This window comes from Maribacter arenosus, from assembly GCF_014610845.1.
GTDB lineage: Bacteria > Bacteroidota > Bacteroidia > Flavobacteriales > Flavobacteriaceae > Maribacter_A > Maribacter_A arenosus.
Genome location: NZ_JABTCG010000004.1, coordinates 369,807 through 387,013 on the forward strand (window position 1 = coordinate 369,807; position 17,207 = coordinate 387,013).

The window sequence follows — 17,207 nt, forward strand, 5'->3', positions numbered from 1 at the left end:
GAAATATTTTAATTTCTCTTTGAAATGGATCATATTCCGATTTTAACCTGAAATATTCCCTGATTCAAGCAACATTTGTGCAAAAACGTTGGGGTCCATGGCTTTATTTACGTTGTAATCACCTATTTTGGTTCTTCTTAATGCCGATAAATGGCCTCCAGAATGTAATGCTTTTCCAAAATCATGTGCCAAGGATCGTATATAAGTACCTTTACTGCAGACCACTCTGAAATCAATTTCTGGTAAGTTGAACTTGGTGATCTCAAATTCAGAAATGGTTACTTGTCTTTTTCTTATTTCAACCTCCTTGCCTTCCCTAGCGTATTCATACAATCGTTTTCCATCCTTTTTAAGCGCGGAGAATACAGGGGGTGTCTGTTCAATATCCCCGATAAAATCTATTGTGGTTTTTAGGATCAAGGCATCCGAAATATGCGCTATGGAAAAGGTTTCGTCCACAGCGGTTTCAAGATCATAAGAGGGTGTGGTTGCCCCCAAGGTGATGGTTCCTGTATACTCTTTCGCTTGCCCTTGAAGGTCATTTATTTTTTTGGTGAACTTGCCCGTACAAATAAGCAAAAGTCCAGTAGCTAATGGATCCAAGGTACCTGCATGGCCAATCTTTATTTTTTTTAGGTGGAATTTCTTACGTATGGCCCATTTTAGTTTGTTCACAGCTTGAAACGAAGACCAGCCCAAAGGCTTATCAATCAAAAGCAACTGTCCTTCCAAAAAATCCTCTTTAGATAATGACTTCATTAAAGGGTCTTTTTATTGGTCATTTTTGGGGTGGGCCAATTAGCCCCAATAGCTATATGCGATTGCAATTAGTCCTACCAGTAAACAGTAAATGGCAAAGTAAGTAAGTTTGCTTTGTTTTACCAGTTTGATCATCCAAGTACATGCTGCTAATCCCGCAATGAACGCAGCAATAAATCCCGCACCCATGGCAAAAGTATTTTCGCTCTCGAAGTTCAGTTCCCCGCTCATAATATCTTTGGCCATTTTACCGAAAATCAAGGGGACCACCATTAAAAATGAAAAACGGGCAGCTTTGGTTTTGTCAACACCTAATAAGACCGATGTTGATATGGTCGCTCCACTTCGGGATATTCCTGGAAGCATGGCTATTGCTTGTGAAACACCGACTACAAATGCATTTTTATAAGATACCTTTCTATCGGTGTCCTTTGCTCTATCGGCAAAATAAAGAAGAACAGCTGTAATCAATAGCATAAAACCCACAAACCGTATGTCGCCACCGAAAAAAGCTTCCAATTGTTCTTCAAAAAACAGGCCGATTAATGTGGCCGGTACCATTGAAACGATGATCTTTAGTGAAAATCGGGTTTCCTCATTCCATTTAAACTGAAAAAGTCCGCTTATTATTTCCCAAACATCTTTACGGAAAACAACAATCGTACTCAGCGCCGTTGCAAAATGGAGTACTACCGTAAATAAAAGGCTTTCTTCCGGGATCGAGTTATCGCCTAAAATAGCTTTTCCTAATTCTAAATGTCCGCTGGATGATACTGGAAGAAATTCCGTGAGTCCTTGGATAATCCCAAGGATTATTGCGTCTAAGGTCTCCAAATTAGTTTCGCTTCTTATGGGGATTCAACAAAATCGCATATATCTCTATACCAAGCCCTATCAAGACTAGCGTAGGAGCCAATCGGATTCTCCGAAAATTAAAAATATCCGGATTAAAAATATTGGGGTCATCACTACCTCCGCCAACCATAAGAATAAAACCCAAGGCGATAAAGGCAATGCCCACGAACATGAACAAATAATTTTTTTTCTGAAATATAAATTCAGGTTTTACCGGTTGCCCATTTGAATTGTGCTGCTTTTTGGCCATATCGCAAATGTAATGAAGTCCTGCCTATTTATTTTTATATAAACGGTATTTTATGTTTTTATTACATGTGGTGGAATTTTTAAACTTGAGGGGCGAAGCCTTGAAAACAGATCTATGTGCGTAACGCACTTAAAGTGGTACGTGATCCACATAAAGGAGTATTCCAATTAATAATATAGCTCGTCAGTCCTTAGGTTTAAAAAGCGCTGGGTTGCAAAATAGGTACTTATCAATGAGATCAAGACACCTAATACAAAGACACTTACGAACAGTATGATCAATAGCGTGCTATCCTGTAAAATATTGAATTCGGTAAAATTCGCATCCAAATAGTATAACACACCCCCTAGGGCCAATAAGGCAAGGACAGCACCCAACATGCCTAGTTTGATGTTTGTCCAAAGAAAAGGCCTTCGAATGAATATTTTTGTGGCCCCTACCATTTGCATGGTCTTTATGATAAAGCGTTTGGAGTATATCGACAGTCTTATAGAACTGTTAATGAGCAAAACCGCAATAAATGTAAAAATAGCACTTGCCACGAGGATCCAAAAACTGATTTTTTTCACATTTTCGCTAAGAAGACCGACCAAGGGTTTGTCATAACTAACTTCATCTACATAATTCTTTTTTGAAATCCCAGTGGCGATTTCTTCGATCTGTTCGGGCGAAACAAAATCAGCATTTAATTGTACATCGATAGAATTTTTTAATGGGTTATAACCCAGAAAATCGATAAAATTCTCCCCGATTTCCTTGCTGTGTTGTTCGGCGGCCTCCTCTTTGGAAACATAGGTGGCCGTTTTGGTGTATTCGGCCATGGCAAGGCTCTTTTGCAATTGATCTACTTCGACGTCCTTGGCGTTTTCCTTTAAAAATACCGAAATCGTAATTTGTTCCTTAAAATGGTCGGCCATTTTTTTGGTGTTCAAGACCAATAAACCAAGGATGCCCAATAGAAAAAGTACCAGCCCAATACTTAAGACCACTGAGAAATACGAAGAAATCAATTTTCGTTTTTGGTACTGTTCAAAAGATTTGCTCATGCGTAGTATACTTCAATATGTAAAAATAGGAAAGTAATTTGAATAAACTTATTTTTGCCCGATAGAGATAAGAAAGACAAAAATGCAGTACAATTTCAATGAAATTGAGGCCAAATGGCAAAAATATTGGGCCAAAAACCAAACTTTTAAGGCGGAGAACAATTCTAAAAAAGAAAAATTCTATGTATTGGATATGTTCCCTTACCCATCAGGGGCCGGGCTTCATGTTGGCCATCCGTTAGGTTATATCGCCAGTGATATTTATGCACGTTATAAACGGCATAAAGGATTTAATGTGCTGCATCCCATGGGTTATGATTCTTTTGGTCTACCGGCGGAACAATATGCGATACAAACAGGTCAACACCCGGCAATTACGACCGAAACCAATATTAAAAGGTATCGTGAACAATTGGATAAAATCGGTTTCTCTTTCGATTGGAGTCGTGAGGTACGAACCTCTGATCCCAAATATTATAAATGGACCCAATGGATTTTCATTCAATTGTTCAATTCTTGGTACAATGTTGATGTCGATAAAGCAGAGGATATTCAATCATTGATCGCTGTTTTTGAAAAAGTTGGAAATACAAAGGTAAATGCTGTTTGTGACGATGATGTAGCAGCGTTTTCTGCCAAGGAATGGCACGCATTTTCCAACCAAAAACAACAAGAGATCTTATTGAAGTACCGATTAACCTATCTGGCGGAAACCGAGGTGAACTGGTGTCCCGCGTTAGGTACGGTTTTGGCCAATGATGAAATTGTCAACGGGGTTTCTGAACGTGGAGGTCATCCGGTAGTTCGTAAAAAGATGACGCAATGGAGCATGCGGATCACTGCTTATGCCCAACGCTTGTTGGATGGTTTGGACAAGATAGATTGGCCACAACCCCTAAAGGACTCCCAAACCAATTGGATAGGACGTTCCGAAGGAGCCACAGTCGAATTCAGAGTTCAGAATTCAGAATTCGGAATTCCGGTTTTCACAACTAGACCAGACACCATTTTCGGGGTCAGCTTTATGACCTTGGCCCCAGAACACCAATTGGTTTCAAAAATAACGACCCCAGAACAGCAAACTAAGGTCGATGCGTATGTCAAAGCTACTGCCAAACGTTCGGAACGCGACCGTATGGCTGATGTCAAGACCATAACGGGGGTCTTTACAGGCGCATATGCAGAGCATCCGTTTACCAAGGAGCCCATACCCATATGGATCGGCGATTATGTATTGGCCGGTTATGGTACAGGAGCCGTTATGTCTGTCCCTTGTGGGGATCAGCGCGATTATGACTTTGCAAAACATTTCAATATTCCTATCCCTAACATTTTTGAGGGTATTGATATTTCGGAGGAGGCCTTTGCGGATAAGGCAACTACGGTTATCGCAAATTCGGATTTTCTAAATGGATTATCCTATAAAAAAGCGGTAAACCGGGTCATTTTTGAACTGGAGAAAATAGGTCAGGGTGAAGGAAAGATAAATTATCGTCTACGCGATGCCGTATTCAGCCGCCAGCGCTATTGGGGAGAACCTTTCCCTGTATATTATGTGGATGGATTACCCCAAATGATCGAGGCACAGCATTTGCCTATAACCTTGCCCGAAGTTGAAAAATACCTTCCGACCGAAACCGGCGAACCGCCCTTGGGAAATGCCACGGTCTGGGCGTGGGATCGTCTTAAAGCAAGGGTAGTTAGTAATGATTTAATAGATAATGGGAATGTTTTTCCATTGGAATTAAATACGATGCCCGGTTGGGCCGGAAGTTCCCAGTATTTTAATAGGTATATGGACCCCCTAAATGGTGATGAAATCTTCTCGAAGGAAGCAATAAACTATTGGCAAGATGTGGATCTCTACATTGGGGGTAGCGAACATGCCACAGGGCATTTATTGTATTCACGGTTTTGGCAAAAATTCATGTTCGATAAGGGCTTGGTACCTAAGGATGAATACGCGAAAAAATTGATCAACCAAGGGATGATTACGGGGACGAGTGCTTTTGTATATCGGGAAGAGGAAACAGGCAATGTTTACTCTAAAGGCAAAATCGGCAATAAAACGGTCACTCCTATTCATGCGGATGTTTCGATGGTAAATGCTTCTGACGAGTTGGATGTGGAGGCTTTTAAAAAATGGCAGCCAGAATATAAGGATGCCAAGTTTGTACTTGAAGATGGTAAATACATCGTTGGGCGCGAAGTTGAAAAAATGTCCAAATCCAAATACAATGTGGTTAGTCCGGATAGTATTTGTGTGGAATATGGGGCCGATTCCTTGCGGTTGTATGAAATGTTCCTCGGACCATTGGAACAGTCCAAACCTTGGAACACGGCAGGGATTACAGGGACACATTCGTTCTTGAAGAAATTATGGCGCTTGTATTTTGATGTTAATGGGGCCAAATTCAATGACACCGAACCAACTAAGGAAAATTTAAAGACCCTTCATAAAACCATTAAAAAGGTCGAGGAGGACATTGAAAACTTTAGTTTTAATACCTCGGTCTCTACTTTTATGATCTGTGTGAACGAGTTATCCGCACAAAAATGTACGAGTCGGGCAATTTTAGAGCCTTTGGCCATAGTGGTTTCGCCCTATGCCCCGCATATCGCAGAGGAACTTTGGGAACAATTGGGTCATACAGAATCTATCTCCACAGCACCTTTCCCAATATTCGATGCCTCGTATTTAGTTGAAGACAGTAAGGAATACCCTATTTCTTTCAATGGCAAAATGCGTTTTACGTTAGAGTTACCCTTGGATTTGGATAGGGACGGAATTGAAGCAGCGGTAATGGCCCATGAAAAGACCCAACAACAGTTAGAGGGAAGGACCCCTAAAAAAATAATTGTGGTGCCCGGTAAAATCGTAAATATTGTGGGGTAATTACCTTCTATTAAATAATTTAAGCCGCTTTCCATTTTTGGAAGGCGGCTTTTTTTTTTAGAAAAGAAGTTATTACATTTTAAACGATTAACCCCCTGTAAAAAGCAATATATCTAATTAATTAGTTAATAAACTAATTACAACCCCTAAAAATAAGGGGTGTAAAACGAAAAATAATGTATTATAACGAATTAACCCCCTATTTTTGAATACATAATTTTTTTAATCCAAACAATTGTCACAATTTTACCTGCATATTCTAAAAATCATATCCAATGAAAGTAGGTATTCCAAAAGAGATTAAGAATAACGAAAGTCGGGTGGGCATGACACCCGCTGGTGTTTTTGAATTGGCACATAAGAACCATAAGGTGTATGTGCAATCCGGAGCAGGGGAAGGCAGTGGCTTTTCCGATGATGATTATAAACAGGTTGGTGCCATTATATTGGATACAATTGGTCAGGTGTATAGTATAAGTGAAATGATTATAAAGGTCAAGGAACCCATTGAGGAAGAATATGGTCTCATTCAAAAAGGGCAAGTCGTATTTACTTATTTTCATTTTGCATCCAGTGAGCCTTTGACCAAGGCGATGATCGAAAGGAAGGCTATATGTATAGCGTATGAAACGGTAGAAGATGAAGAGGGCACCCTGCCTTTGTTGACTCCAATGTCCGAAGTAGCTGGCCGAATGGCTATTCAGCAAGGTGCTAAATATTTAGAGAAGCCCAAAAAAGGGCGTGGTGTTTTACTAGGAGGTGTTCCAGGTGTTCCTCCAGGTAGGGTATTGATCTTAGGGGCTGGTATCGTTGGTATACAAGCCGCAAAAATGGCTGCTGGTTTAGGGGCCCATGTTACTATTCTCGATATCAACATGAAACGTTTGCGTTATGTTAATGATGTAATGCCAAGCCATGTGGTGACCGAGTTTTCTAATGAATATAATATAAGAAAACATGTTAAAACCCATGATTTAATCGTTGGTGGGGTATTGGTAAAAGGAGCCAAAGCCCCTAATTTGATTACAAGGGATATGCTGAAGACGATGCACCCAGGAGCTGTGATCGTCGATGTTGCCGTGGATCAAGGGGGTTGTGTGGAAACCACCAGGCCTACCACCCATGAGGATCCTATTTATATCATTGATGATGTGGTTCATTACTCAGTGGCCAATATGCCCGGTGCGGTGCCTTACACCTCTACTGTAGCCCTTACCAATGTAACCTTACCTTATGTTTTGGCTTTGGCCAATAAAGGATGGAGAAAAGCTTGTGCCGAAGATGCATCTTTGAGAAAGGGGCTGAACATCGTTGAAGGTGAGGTTATTTATAAAGAGATCATTGAGGCCTTCGGTTGGGACGCTGCATTGGCATAAATAGTACATTTTGTCAGTAAAATATACCCTGTCAATTTTGGCGGGGTTTTTGTTTTGATTATCATCCCAGAAAGATGGGAAACTTTAGTATTTTAGTTGATAATAGTTAAAACAGAAAAATTATGATGGGATATTATATATTAATTGGTGCCATTGCCTTGATAAGCTGGCTGGTAAGTAGTAAACTAAAAAGCAAGTTCAAGCACTATTCCAAGGTGCATTTACAAAATGGAATGAGCGGTGCGGAGATTGCCGAGAAAATGTTGGCCGACCATGGGATTAGGGATGTAAAGGTTGTCTCTACCCCGGGAATGTTATCGGATCACTATAATCCGAAGAACAAGACGGTTAACCTGAGTGAAGGGGTTTATAGCCAACGCAATGCTTCAGCGGCCGCCGTGGCTGCCCATGAATGTGGTCACGCCGTGCAGCATGCACAAGCCTATGAATGGTTGACCTTGAGGTCTAAGTTAGTCCCCGTGGTCAGTGTTACTTCGGGCATGTCAATGTGGGTCGTATTTGGAGGATTGATGCTGGGCGCAGCAGCAGGAGTGGGCTTTGGCTATTGGGTAGCCATTGCAGGTTTGGTGATGATGGGAATGGCGACCTTGTTCAGTTTTATTACCCTGCCCGTTGAATATGATGCCAGTAATAGAGCCTTGGCTTGGTTGAAGGCCAAGAATATGGTAACACATCAAGAATATAAAGGTTCCGAAGATGCTTTAAAGTGGGCTGCCCGCACCTATTTGGTAGCGGCCATTGGTTCCTTGGCCACCCTTTTCTACTGGGGATTACAAGTCTTGGGAGGAAGGGATTAAGGGCTATTCAAACAAAAAGAAAAAGACGTCCTAGGGCGTCTTTTTTTATATCGTTATCTGACGGTCGATTTGTTGGTTTAGCGATATAAAGGTTTCTGTACGTGAAACCCCTTCGATCTGTTGAATCTCTTTGTTGAGTACATGCATTAAATGTTCATTGTCCCTGCATAGTACTTTGATAAGGATCGACCAATTGCCCGTCGTATAATGACATTCCAATACTTCGGGGATTTTCTCCAGTTGTTTTACGGCTATCGGATTGCTCATGGCCTTATCCAAATAGATTCCTATATATGCCATGGTGGTATAACCCAAAACTTTCGGATTGATAATGAACTTTGAACCTGATAATAGGCCTGAAGCTTCCAATTTACGCAGACGTTGATGAATTGCGGCACCTGAAATACCTATGTTCCGGGCAATTTCAAGGACGGGCTTACGGGCATCTTCCATGAGGAACCTTAGGATTTTCTTGTCAATCCCATCAATCTTTACATTTTTATCTTCAGATTTCATTTTTAAATTTCAATATGAAAGCAAAAATACGAAATCTTGTTTAAATCTAATTTCCTACGCTATCTGGGTTATACCCCAAATAAGGTACTTTATATTCCTTAAAAATGATTCCATAGTGTCTTAGCTCTTTCAAAATTGGATCATAAACTTCTTTCGATATGGGAATTTGTACCCCTGGGGTTTTTATTTTTTGGTTCAGAATCAGCAGCGTGGCAATGGCAACCGGTAGTCCTACGGTCTTTGACATGGCCGTATGGGTGCGGTTTTCACCTATCACGACCATATTGGCATCGATTTGTAATTTTTTACCTTGAAGTTCATAACCAAACTTATGGTACATCACAATCATGTCCTTATCCTCTTCGTCCAGTGTCCAACTATCTTCCAGGATCAGTTGTAATATTTGGGCAGGGGTAGCATGGTCGAGGGGAATGGTCTTTTTCGCATCGAAGAGATGCAGTTCGGAAAGCATTTCCCATTTACTGTCATCTTGGTCGATTTTCAAATAATGCCTCAACTTCAATTCAACGGAATCCGTTGGGGAATACGGCAGAAACAAATTGGTGAATTCCCGATAAGACATTCCCTTGGAGTTCTCAACGGTATAACTATCATCGGTCATTCCCAATTGAACGAACATATTCCAGGCTTTTGAAAAACCGACCCTACGCATGGTTCCCCTATACAAGGTGAGGGCATCCTCTAGTCCATAAGCCTCACGATACTTTAGAGAGTCCCGGTTGGCATATCCTTCGAATTTGCCATAACCCTCGATTTCAAAAAATTCAGTACGCCTAAATAGTTTATGGTATGGAATGTATTTGTACGTGCCTTCCTGTATGAATTTTGCGGCGCCCCCTTGCCCGGCAAGGACTACATTTCTAGGATTCCAGGTAAATTTGTAGTTCCATAAATTGTTATCGCTTTCAGGGGCGACCAGCCCGCCGGTAAACGATTCGAACAGCACCATTTTCCCCCCTTGGTTTCTGATTCGGTCAATAATCTGCATGGCACTCATATGGTCGATGCCCGGGTCAAGACCGATTTCGTTCATAAAAACCAGCCCTTTCTTTTGCACAGCTTCATCAAGGGCTTTGATTTCCTCACTGATGTAGGAAGCGGTAACAAGATGTTTGCCCAAAGTAACGCAATCCTCGGCTACTTTTATATGAAAACGGGCGGGCAGCATAGAGACAACAATATCACTATCCTTGATAGCCTTTTTGCGGTCCTTATCCTTGAAAATATCCAAAAGTATGACATTGCAATTTTGATGGTCCTTTATTGAGGACGGAATCGCATCTGGATTTATATCTCCGATAGAAAGGTGCAGTTTTTCGGTATCGGACTTTTCCAAGAAGTAGTCCAATAGATAAGAAGTTGATTTCCCGGCACCTAAAACTAGTATTTTTCGTAACATTAGGTTTAATTACTTTTACATGACTGTAATGGAATACGAAGGTATCAATTTGTTATTTTTATAAAAATAGAGACGTATTAAGTTATGAACAAAACAATTTTTAGCACAGGGATTTTATTTGGAGTGCTTTCGGTTATACTTGGTGCTTTTGGGGCACATGGTTTGGAGCAATTGATCGATGCAAACGCCATAATGACTTTCGAGACCGGAGTTAGGTACCAAATGTACCACGCTTTGTTCTTACTTATCTTGGCGAACACCAAATTCTTGCCCGAACTTCAAAAAAATGCTATCTTTTATTTAATCGTTATGGGTACGATCCTGTTCTCGTTTTCAATCTATTTTCTAGCGACCAATACATTGACCTCTTTCGATTTTAAAAAAATAGCTTTGTTGACCCCATTGGGAGGAACCTTGTTGATTTTTGGGTGGATATTATTGGCATATAGGGTGTTTATTAATAACCGAAGCTTATCAAAATAAGGTTTCTTGGTTTTCTTACCGAAGCAGATAAATACGTGCTCGGGATTTGAAGGTTGGTGGGAAATAAAAAAGGCCCCTTTTAAGAGGCCTTACGTTTATTTTTTATTAACCGTAGTAATATACTTTTGTAGTGCCATCGTCATTGATGGGGTTTCTGGTGTCGGCGCTTTGATATCTATTCGCAAACCAGCTTCTGTGGCCGCATCAATCGTGGAATTGCCAAACACTGCGATCCGCGTATCCTTCTGTTCAAAATCCGGGAAATTCTTCAGTAATGATTCAATACCTGACGGGCTAAAGAAGACCAAAACATCATAATACACATCCCTTAAATCCGACAAATCACTGATAACGGTTTTGTAGAATATACCTCGAGTCCAATCAACGCCCAAATCATCAAGAATTTCAGGCACCTGGGGTTTTAAGACATCGGAGGAGGGTAAAAGAAATTTTTCGTCCTTGTATTTTTTGAATACGGGGATAAGATCATTGAAATTCATTTTGCCTACATAGATCTTTCGCTTACGGTACACCACATATTTTTGCAAATAGTAGGCAACGGCTTCCGACTGGCAAAAATATTTCATCGAGTCAGGCACTTTAAAACGCATTTCCTCGGCTATCCTGAAAAAGTGATCAACGGCATTTCTACTGGTCAATATAATGGCCGTATAATTGCGTAAATCTATCTTTTGTTGACGAACTCCTTTAGCATCGACCCCTTCAACATGAATGAAGGGCCTGAAATCAACTTTAACTTTTTCTTTGTCAATGAGTCTTGAATATGGGGAATTTTCCATTTTAGGCTCAGGCTGCGATACCAAAATCGTCTTTATTTTCATAAATCCTAGTCTTTTAGATAGCTCCCGATGAGGATTAACGGTGCAATTTCAAGAGCGCAAAGGTACAAAATAAAATAGAAAAAGTAGCTAGTAATCAATTTTTGATAATTCCTTAGGATTGTTATCCAGCCAATTACATTTATCAAAAGAATTAGCAGAATTGCCACATAAACCACAACTTTTGAACCGACAAAAATATAGGTCAAGAAGATATTGGCTAAAAACATGATCATGCCGCTGTAATTGAAATAGGACAATTTTTTGAACACAATCTCGGTGACCATTTTTTGGATACCAAAGATATACCCATTGCCCAACTGCATGCCCAATTTTACAAACAGATAGAGTATCAATGCCATGATAATCCAAGGAAATGCCAAAGTACTTGATATTTGGTCCGTTTTATGAAAAACATCCAAGAACAAATAAACAAAAAGCGAAAAGTTAATGATCAGGAACAATCCCCAAAAAAGATTAAACCAATTCATTATTTTTTCCTTTTTATTGTACATGAAAATGTACTTGTTATTAAAGGGTAGTATGATGAAATTTAAGAATCTCGAATAAAATACATTCTTTGCCAAAACCATGAAAATAAGACTAAGGATAACCAAAAAGGTAATCCAATCGGTTGTTAGGGTATTTCGAAGTATGGGCTCCATTAGTCTAATTTAATCGTCTCGCTGTTCAATCCGTATCGCAAACCATTTTCTGATATCACAATTTTAAAATATTTGGGGGACACGGTTTTTATCGGCTTTCGTAACCTAAACGTAAAAAGTGTTGTATCATTTGATGAAAGATACATTAATTTCTTTCTGTCGGTATCCAGTTGAATAGGTACAAGTTCCTCGAATTGTTTGGATTCGTTTAAATAAGCAATGGCAAATTGCAATTTTTCCAAAGGGATGTTCGTGGCATAGGGATTGAACACCTTAACGGTATGCGTTTGATCATCCAATTTGAATTTTTCGTCTTCCACAATACACCTTAATTTTCTAAATGATTCAAAGTCATCAATAAAATGGGCGTAATAAATACTACCGCTTGCTTTTGGAAAAGTAAACTCCTTTTTATTCAAGTATTTAGAAACATAAAGAACTTTTTTGTGCTGAACCGCTTCTTCCGAATTATCTATTGAATATTGATTTTGCCTATAATTAATATTGTTCAAGGAGTATGAAGTTTCGCCTGTATAAAATGCGTACATAGGGGCATTTCGGTATGAGTTTTCAAAAACCACCGGATTCGTGCCAGCCTTGGATTGTATTTCCTTCATCCAAGCCTTATTCCCATGTGTTTCATAATATACGGGGAATAAAGGTTCATATATCAAGCCTATCCTAAGAAATAAGATAATGGCAATGTTGATCAAGCCAAGCCTGAATAGCCATTTACGAACGCTGGCATGCTCCAACAAATAACTATAAACAAGAATTGCCATAGGTATAGAAACCACGATGATCCATTGGGTCTGCACGCGTCGATTAAAACTGGATATAAAAAAGAATATCAGAACGCCGTAGGTTAAATAGAGCAGGGCCTTGGTGAATAGGTCCTTCGAGCGGCTTTTGATAAGGGCATAATACATAAATGGAAATGTGAGTCCGAAAATCGCCACTAGATTTACCAAAAACCCCAAGGTATATTTGTTGAAATCATACGGGGCATTAGGCCGTTCAAACAAATGATATTTTATAGATATGAAATCATGTTCGTAAAGCCATACAAAATGTGGTGTATAACACAGCAAGGCCGTGATAACCGCTATCCAGGCATATTTGTCAGAAACCAACTTAAGGTTTGAAAGCAACACAAAGAATATCACGAGTACTGCGTGGTATTTACTGTACATTAGTGCGGCCATTATGATACCTAGGAAAATGGCAAGGACAAGCGTGGGTGTTCGTATAAAACGTTTGTATATCAACAGAAATAAGGCGGTAAAGAAAAGTAAGGGCGTATCAGGCAAGGTAAAAAAGCCATAAGCATTTAGTAAGGTCATTGAAAAGACCAATACAAAAAAATGGGGCACATACTTCTTTTTTTCAGTATTATCAATAGCTAACCATAAAAGAACAAACGTCCCGACAGAAAACAGGCAACTGACAAAACGAACACCTAGTTCACCTTCAAACAAAAAACCACCGATCTTGATCATTAAAGCAACCATAGATGGATGATCAAAATACCCCCAAGCCAAGTTCTTGGCATAATGCCAATAGTAGGCCTCATCGTAAATAAGCTCCGTAAAATTGGCTTGAAATAGATTTAAAATTAATATAGAACCTAATAGGTATAAGAAAAGCTTAGGTAATTTCAATGGTATTGTGGATTGTTGATTCGGTCGCAAAATTACAAATTCTACATGGTATCCAAAGGTTTAAAAAAATGATAAATAGTAGGTTCATATTCTTCTACAGCTTTTAAAATACTATTTTTGTGGAAATTCGAAGAAGATTATGGCAGGTAGTTTGGTCATTATCCCCACCTTTAATGAAATTGAGAATATTGATGCCATAATAAGGGCTGTTTTTGGGTTAAAGAAAGATTTTCATATACTCGTTGTTGACGATAATTCACCTGATGGTACAGCTGATCATGTGATGGTCATGCAAAAAGAATTTCCTGATCGCTTGTTTGTGGAGGTACGTCATGAAAAATCCGGATTGGGAACCGCCTATATCCATGGTTTTAAATGGGCGATTGCCCGCAGTTATGATTATATCTTTGAGATGGATGCCGATTTCTCACACAACCCAACAGATCTTTTACGTTTGCAAAAAGCTTGTGAGAATGGAGCCGATGTAGCTGTGGGCTCGCGCTATAAGAAAGGGGTAAATGTGGTTGACTGGCCGTTGTATCGAATTCTGCTATCCTATGGAGCGTCGTTTTACGTAAAGTTGATTACCGGGATGCGTGTTCATGACCCTACTGCTGGTTTCGTTTGTTACAAACGGCATGTACTTGAAAATATTAATTTGGATTCTGTGAAGTTCGTAGGTTATGCTTTCCAAATTGAGATGAAATTCAGGGCATATTTGAAAAAGTATATAATAGAGGAAGTTTCCATTATTTTCAGGGATAGGGAAAAGGGGAAGTCTAAAATGAGCTCTTCGATCATTAGCGAAGCAGTCTTTGGGGTAATGAAAATGAAACTAAAAAGTATATTCCAAAAAAACAAATTCTGAATATGGGCCGTGTACTGATTAAGAATGCCAATATCGTGAACGAGAATAAGATTTTTGAATCCGATATTCTCCTTGATGGTGAATTTATAGTTAAGATCGATGAAGCCATCAGGGATTCAGAGGCCAAGGTGATTGATGCAAGGGGTAGATACTTGCTTCCGGGATTGATAGACGACCAAGTTCATTTTAGGGAACCCGGACTAACCCATAAGGGCGATATTGCCTCGGAAAGTAGGGCCGCCGTAGCAGGAGGTATAACCTCCTTTATGGAACAACCAAATACCATTCCGCAGACCACCACCATAAAAAAATTGGAAGAAAAATTTGAAAGGGCCGCAGCATCTTCCTTTGCCAATTATTCGTTTTTGTTCGGTGGTACCAACGATAATCTCGAAGAAATAAAACGTTTGGATAGAAATGCCTGTTCGGGAATTAAACTTTTTTTAGGTTCTTCTACTGGGAATATGCTTGTCGATGATGAAGTAGTTATTGAAAAAATATTCAGAAATACAGAAATGGTGATTTCGGCACATTGCGAGGACGAAACCACCATTACTCGAAATTTAGCTAATTATAAAGCAAAATTTGGGGATGATATTCCTATAAAATACCACCCATTGATCCGCAGTGCCGAGGCGTGTTATCTTTCTTCTTCGAAAGCGATTGCCCTTGCAAAGAAAACCGGTGCAAGGTTTCATGTTTTCCATTTATCAACAGGGATAGAAACTGATCTGTTTCGTAATGACATTCCTTTAGAGCAGAAGAAAATTACAGCGGAAGTCTGCATACACCATCTTTGGTTTTCAGATGCGGATTATGATATTAAGGGTACTTTGATAAAATGGAATCCTGCCGTTAAAACGGCCGGGGACCGAAGTAAACTTTGGGAAGCTTTATTAGATGATCGAATTGATGTCATTGCCACGGACCATGCCCCCCATACTCTGCAGGAAAAGGGCAATGTATATACCCAGGCCCCATCCGGTGGACCGTTGGTACAGCATGCGCTTCCCGCCATGCTACAAAAGTACCATGATGGTCCCCTTTCTTTGGAAAAGCTGGTCGAAAAAATGTGCCATAATCCGGCGAAGTTATTTCAGATTAAAAAAAGGGGTTTTGTTAGGGAAGGGTATTATGCCGATTTGGTCCTGGTCGATCTTGATTACCCTTGGAAGGTGACCAAAGGAAATATTGCCTATAAATGCGGTTGGTCCCCTTTTGAAGGAATCGAATTTAAATCTAAAGTGACCCATACTTTCGTGAATGGACATCTGGCTTACGAAGAAGGTAAATTTTCTGCCCAAAGGAATGCAAAACGCCTAACTTTCAATAGACCATAATGAAACACCTGATAGCAACCGTAATTGTTTTATTCCTGTTTTCCTGTGGCGAGAAGTTGCTTAAAAAGCCTGAGGATTTAATCCCGAAGGATAAAATGATCAATATTCTTAGTGATCTGGCCATTTTGAATGCCGCGAAGAATTCCAATGCGGACATATTGCGAGACCATAATATTGAACCCACCAGCTTCGTTTTTCAAAAATACGAGGTCGATAGTCTGCAATTTGTGACAAGCGATGCCTATTATGCTTCCATACCTAAAGAATATGAGGCCATGTACACAGAGATCGAGGCATTTCTAGAAAAGGAGAAAGGTCGGATAACGGAAGAAAAGAGGATAAGTGACAGTTTACTTTTGGAAAGTAACTTGAAGAATCGTCCCCTAAAAAGGGATAAATCAAAAACTAGGGATTCTCTTCTTTGAATTTTTCACAACAAAAGGCAATTGTTGCCTGCAAGGGTTCGAATTGAAAGCCAATGGCATCAACGATTTTCCGGTTATCATAAGTTTCTGGATGTAATAAAGATTCAATGGTTTTTCGAGTGACTCTCCTCTTACTTCCTGTCGTCAGGCTTTTTAGAAAATCAATTAGCCGACCAAGCTTTAATTGCCATAACCGCAACATTTTCGAAGGCGGTTTTTTGCCTAATGCTATAGCCAATCTGGTCAAAATGTCCTTGTAGGTGATATTCTCTGTAACCGCAATGAACCTTTGGTTTACGATATCTGAAGCCATTAGTTCGGTCATCATTTGAATAACATCGTTCACCGTAATGAAACCTGTACCTCCAGGAGGATAATAATCCTTTGCCTTTTGGGCTATGTTAAAAAGTGCACCACTACCTGTATCCCAGAATCCTGGACCAAGAATCAGACCCGGATTTACTATAACAATATCCAGACCTTCCTGCGAACCACGCCAAACTTCCATTTCTGCCCTATATTTTGTAAGGGCATACACATTCACATCCTGGTTTGACCAGTCATTTTCTTCGGTGGCCATTTGGCCCTCGGTACTTTTACCTATGGCACCGATTGTACTTACATAACAAAGTTTTTTAACGGAATGGGACAAGCATAGGTTTACAATATTTTCCGTTCCCAAGATATTTGCTTTCTTAAGTTTGTAGTAATCCCTCGGGTCAAATGAAATCAAGGCCGCAGCGTGGTACACATAGTCCACATTTTGAAATGCGATTTCCAAGGCAGGGATATCGTTGATATCGGCCAAGACCCATTCTATTTTATTATAAAGTTCCGAAGCCTCTTTGGTGTAATAGGAAAATACTTTTTCTACCTGTTTTAGATTACTGCCTTTCCTATATGTTGCACGTACCGTTGTATTGTTTTTTAGTAAATGCAACATAAGATGCGCCCCAACCAATCCTGTACCACCTGTTACCAAAACCATGG

General features: G+C 39.8%; 17 protein-coding genes. 7 read left to right on the forward strand and 10 right to left on the reverse strand.

Translation table 11 applies throughout. From position 1 onward, the window contains the following. Positions 1-42: 42 nt before the first annotated feature. The 4 genes from truB to HPE63_RS12610 all read right to left on the reverse strand — a co-directional run bounded on the left by truB (position 43) and on the right by HPE63_RS12610 (position 2,910). Positions 43-759, reverse strand: coding sequence for a tRNA pseudouridine(55) synthase TruB (gene truB, locus HPE63_RS12595; protein WP_188314623.1), 717 nt, complete (start codon positions 757-759; stop codon positions 43-45). Positions 760-798: 39 nt separating this feature from the next. Continuing rightward, positions 799-1,593 carry an undecaprenyl-diphosphate phosphatase gene (locus HPE63_RS12600; RefSeq protein ID WP_188314624.1) on the reverse strand — a complete coding sequence of 265 codons (795 nt, stop codon included), beginning with the start codon at positions 1,591-1,593 and terminating at the stop codon, positions 799-801. A gap of 1 nt (position 1,594) precedes the next feature. Continuing rightward, positions 1,595-1,864 carry a DUF3098 domain-containing protein gene (locus HPE63_RS12605; protein WP_188314625.1) on the reverse strand — a complete coding sequence of 90 codons (270 nt, stop codon included), beginning with the start codon at positions 1,862-1,864 and terminating at the stop codon, positions 1,595-1,597. Positions 1,865-2,031: 167 nt separating this feature from the next. Then, positions 2,032-2,910 (reverse strand): cell division protein FtsX, encoded by an 879-nt coding sequence (locus tag HPE63_RS12610; protein ID WP_188314626.1) that lies wholly within the window; start codon positions 2,908-2,910, stop codon positions 2,032-2,034. A gap of 82 nt (positions 2,911-2,992) precedes the next feature. Between HPE63_RS12610 and leuS the strand changes: the two genes are divergently transcribed. The 3 genes from leuS to HPE63_RS12625 all read left to right on the forward strand — a co-directional run bounded on the left by leuS (position 2,993) and on the right by HPE63_RS12625 (position 8,000). After that, on the forward strand, positions 2,993-5,806 hold the full coding sequence (gene leuS, locus HPE63_RS12615) for a leucine--tRNA ligase (RefSeq protein ID WP_188314627.1): 2,814 nt from the start codon (positions 2,993-2,995) through the stop codon (positions 5,804-5,806). 275 nt (positions 5,807-6,081) lie between these two features. Beyond that, positions 6,082-7,182 (forward strand): alanine dehydrogenase, encoded by a 1,101-nt coding sequence (ald, locus tag HPE63_RS12620; protein WP_188314628.1) that lies wholly within the window; start codon positions 6,082-6,084, stop codon positions 7,180-7,182. 122 nt (positions 7,183-7,304) lie between these two features. Next, a complete protein-coding gene (locus HPE63_RS12625; RefSeq protein WP_188314629.1) occupies positions 7,305-8,000 on the forward strand; it encodes a zinc metallopeptidase in 696 nt (231 codons plus the stop codon). A gap of 45 nt (positions 8,001-8,045) precedes the next feature. Here the strand turns inward: HPE63_RS12625 and HPE63_RS12630 are convergent, their stop codons facing one another. Then, the gene (locus HPE63_RS12630) at positions 8,046-8,516 is read right to left on the reverse strand and encodes an Lrp/AsnC ligand binding domain-containing protein (RefSeq protein ID WP_188314630.1); all 471 of its coding nucleotides are present in this window, start codon (positions 8,514-8,516) and stop codon (positions 8,046-8,048) included. A 46-nt stretch (positions 8,517-8,562) separates the two neighbouring features. Then, complete coding sequence (locus tag HPE63_RS12635) at positions 8,563-9,936, reverse strand: saccharopine dehydrogenase family protein (RefSeq protein WP_188314631.1); 1,374 nt, start codon at positions 9,934-9,936, stop codon at positions 8,563-8,565. 84 nt (positions 9,937-10,020) lie between these two features. Here HPE63_RS12635 and HPE63_RS12640 point away from each other — a divergent pair, with 84 nt between their 5' ends. Further along, entirely contained in the window at positions 10,021-10,419 is a 399-nt protein-coding gene (locus HPE63_RS12640) for a DUF423 domain-containing protein (protein ID WP_188314632.1), read from the forward strand. Positions 10,420-10,514: 95 nt separating this feature from the next. On the opposite strand, the gene HPE63_RS12645 is transcribed toward HPE63_RS12640, so the two are convergent. Genes HPE63_RS12645 through HPE63_RS12655 form a run of 3 tightly spaced genes read right to left on the reverse strand, consistent with a single transcriptional unit; the run spans position 10,515 to position 13,584 of the window. Next, positions 10,515-11,261 (reverse strand): uroporphyrinogen-III synthase, encoded by a 747-nt coding sequence (locus tag HPE63_RS12645; protein ID WP_188314633.1) that lies wholly within the window; start codon positions 11,259-11,261, stop codon positions 10,515-10,517. Positions 11,262-11,266: 5 nt separating this feature from the next. Further along, entirely contained in the window at positions 11,267-11,923 is a 657-nt protein-coding gene (locus HPE63_RS12650) for a DUF4271 domain-containing protein (RefSeq protein ID WP_188314634.1), read from the reverse strand. Beyond that, positions 11,923-13,584, reverse strand: coding sequence for an ArnT family glycosyltransferase (locus HPE63_RS12655; RefSeq protein WP_223198144.1), 1,662 nt, complete (start codon positions 13,582-13,584; stop codon positions 11,923-11,925). Before HPE63_RS12655 ends, HPE63_RS12650 begins: the two co-directional genes overlap by 1 nt. A gap of 139 nt (positions 13,585-13,723) precedes the next feature. Between HPE63_RS12655 and HPE63_RS12660 the strand changes: the two genes are divergently transcribed. Genes HPE63_RS12660 through HPE63_RS12670 form a run of 3 tightly spaced genes read left to right on the forward strand, consistent with a single transcriptional unit; the run spans position 13,724 to position 16,217 of the window. After that, entirely contained in the window at positions 13,724-14,452 is a 729-nt protein-coding gene (locus HPE63_RS12660; protein ID WP_188314635.1) for a polyprenol monophosphomannose synthase, read from the forward strand. 2 nt (positions 14,453-14,454) lie between these two features. Next, complete coding sequence (locus HPE63_RS12665; RefSeq protein ID WP_188314636.1) at positions 14,455-15,792, forward strand: dihydroorotase; 1,338 nt, start codon at positions 14,455-14,457, stop codon at positions 15,790-15,792. Next, complete coding sequence (locus tag HPE63_RS12670) at positions 15,792-16,217, forward strand: DUF4296 domain-containing protein (RefSeq protein ID WP_188314637.1); 426 nt, start codon at positions 15,792-15,794, stop codon at positions 16,215-16,217. The genes HPE63_RS12665 and HPE63_RS12670 overlap by 1 nt, the downstream gene beginning before the upstream one ends. Here HPE63_RS12670 and HPE63_RS12675 read toward each other — a convergent pair. Continuing rightward, on the reverse strand, positions 16,198-17,205 hold the full coding sequence (locus HPE63_RS12675) for an NAD-dependent epimerase/dehydratase family protein (protein ID WP_188314638.1): 1,008 nt from the start codon (positions 17,203-17,205) through the stop codon (positions 16,198-16,200). The genes HPE63_RS12670 and HPE63_RS12675 overlap by 20 nt on opposite strands. Positions 17,206-17,207 lie beyond the last annotated feature (2 nt).